Source organism: Pseudomonas sp. PS01299, from assembly GCF_029960145.1.
Classification (GTDB): Bacteria; Pseudomonadota; Gammaproteobacteria; order Pseudomonadales; family Pseudomonadaceae; genus Aquipseudomonas; species Aquipseudomonas putida_A.
This window is the reverse complement of the sequence record NZ_JASCPO010000444.1, coordinates 1-2081: the sequence shown is the minus strand read 5'-3', so window position 1 is coordinate 2081 and position 2081 is coordinate 1. Positions and strand designations below refer to the sequence as shown.

At 60.3% G+C, this 2081-nt stretch carries 2 protein-coding genes; both read right to left on the bottom strand.

Annotation, left to right across the window (positions count from 1 at the left end; all coding sequences use genetic code 11):
- Positions 1-98: 98 nt before the first annotated feature.
- Complete coding sequence (locus QMX91_RS30830; protein ID WP_003222055.1) at positions 99-1376, bottom strand: flavohemoglobin expression-modulating QEGLA motif protein; 1278 nt, start codon at positions 1374-1376, stop codon at positions 99-101.
- Positions 1377-1400: 24 nt separating this feature from the next.
- Positions 1401-1958, bottom strand: coding sequence for a hypothetical protein (locus tag QMX91_RS30825; RefSeq protein ID WP_098967420.1), 558 nt, complete (start codon positions 1956-1958; stop codon positions 1401-1403).
- Between the last annotated feature and the right edge of the window lie 123 nt (positions 1959-2081).

Genomic DNA, 2081 nt, shown 5'->3' with positions numbered 1-2081 from the left:
GAGCCTGCTCGCGATAGCGGTGTGCCAGTCGATATTTATGTTGATTGACACACTGCTATCGCGAGCAGGCTCACTCCTACAAGGGGTTTGTGTGTGGTTCAGAGGATGTTGGAGTAATCCGCCTCGATCCGGTCCAGGCTCAAGTGATTGAGGAAGTTGGAGAAGCACATCCACGCCGACAGCGCGTTCATGTCACGGAACTGTTCCGGCAAATATTTCGGCGGCACCACCAGACCTTCATCGACCAACTGACGCAGGGTACGCATGTCTTCCAGGGTGGTCTTGCCGCAGAACAGCAGCGGCACTTGCTCAAGCTTGCCCTTACGCACGGCCAACTGAATGTAGTTGTAAACCATGATAAAGCCCTTGAGATAGGACAAGTCTTTGGTGAATGGCAGACCGGTCGGGGTCGAACCGCGGAACACCCGGCTGGCGTTGCCGTAGCTTTCGGCCATTTCAAAGCCCTGCTCGCGGAAGAACTCGAACACCTGCAAAAAGTCCGCGCCCTCCTCGACCATGTGAATCGCGCGGGTGCGGTTGGTCAGTTTGCGCAGACGGCTTGGGTAGGAGGCGAAGGTGATGATTTCCATCAGGATCGCCAGGCCTTCCTGGGTCACCGTCGACGACGGTGGGCCTTTGGACAGGAAGGTGCAGATCGGCTGGTTCAAGCCATTGAGCGTGGTGCCGACGTGCACCAGACCTTCGTGGACCTCCAGTGCACGCACGTCGCGGTCGTTGAACAGCGCGTCGGTGCGGATCTTGATGTAGTCGGCGCCTGCCGCCGCGTCGGCGACGATGCCGTCGGACTCGAACACGCGGATGGTTTCCTCGGCCTCGCCAAATACCTTGTTCAACCGGGTTTGCAGCAGGTGCACGGCATCCTTGGCGGTGAGGATCTTCGGTTCGTCCTTCAGGTCGCCACGGCCATCAATGTTGTTCAGGTAGTCGGACATCATCAGGCCGAGGTCGGCCAGGGTCGGGTCGCCGGCGTGGAACGCATCGGAGGCGGCGCCGTAGAGTTCCTGGGAGATCAGGCCGAAATCCTCGGTGCCGCGCGCTTCGAGCATGCGCACCACCATGCGGTATTCCTTGCACATGCGCCGCATGATCTGCCCGACCGGGTTGAACTGGCCGAGCTGGCGGGTGATGTCGCGCTCGATGTTCTGGAATTCCAGTTTGACCTTGCTCGAATCGAAGGACAGCGGCCGATTGAGGTAGTAGTCGCGATCCACCGCCGGCATTTCCTTGCCCTTGGCCTTGAGAAAGCCCTTGCGGATGTTCTCGTCCCACTTCACCGCATCGAGCACGCGGATCGGCGTCTGCGCCAGCACAATGCGATCGGACAGCGTGCGTATCGTCTGCTGGTAATCGTCCACCCGAAACTCCTGTAGAAAACTGAATTATTTGGCGCGGGCCTGGCGCTGATAGCGCGCGGCCTCGACGAATACATCGGAATTGGCCGGATCGTCGAGGTAAGCAAAGACCTTGTCGAGGCTACTGTCGACTTGCACGCCGTCGCCGTCGTCCTCGGTCTGGAAAGCCTTGCCGTCGAGGGCTTGCTGCTTGATCGCCTGATTGATCTGTTCGAGGTCGAGGTTGTACACCACCAGCTCGTGTTTGTCGGTGATTTCGAAACCGGCGATGGTGTATTGGCCACCGTAACGCGCCGGCACTTTCGCCGAGAGGTACCAGCGACTGCCATGGCGCGACACGGTGAACGGGTACGCCTCGCGCTCGTGAGGCCGGGCCTTGAACCAGGTGACGGCCTGATAGCGATCGTTGCCGACGCGGGTCAGCTCAAGGTTCATCGGCTCGCCCCAGGCATTGGTGCTCGACCACGTGCCCAGCAGGCCCTTGGGCGCCGGGTCACTGGCAGGCAGCGGGTCCTTGAAGGTCACCAGACAGCCGCTGAGCAGCAGGAACGACAAGGCGATCAGCACGCCACGCCAGGCTTTCATTCAATACTCCCTATGAACACGCGTCGCCCTGATGATCCGGCTCAGTCCCCTTGTGGGAGCGGGCTTGCTCGCGAAGGCGGTGGGTCAGTCAACTGAAGCGTTGAATGTGATACCGCCTTCGCG

Excerpts from the sequence above, each read along its gene's own strand:
- QMX91_RS30825 (WP_098967420.1), bottom strand. The coding sequence starts at position 1,958 with ATGAAAGCCTGGCGTGGCGTGCTGATCGCCTTGTCGTTCCTGCTGCTC.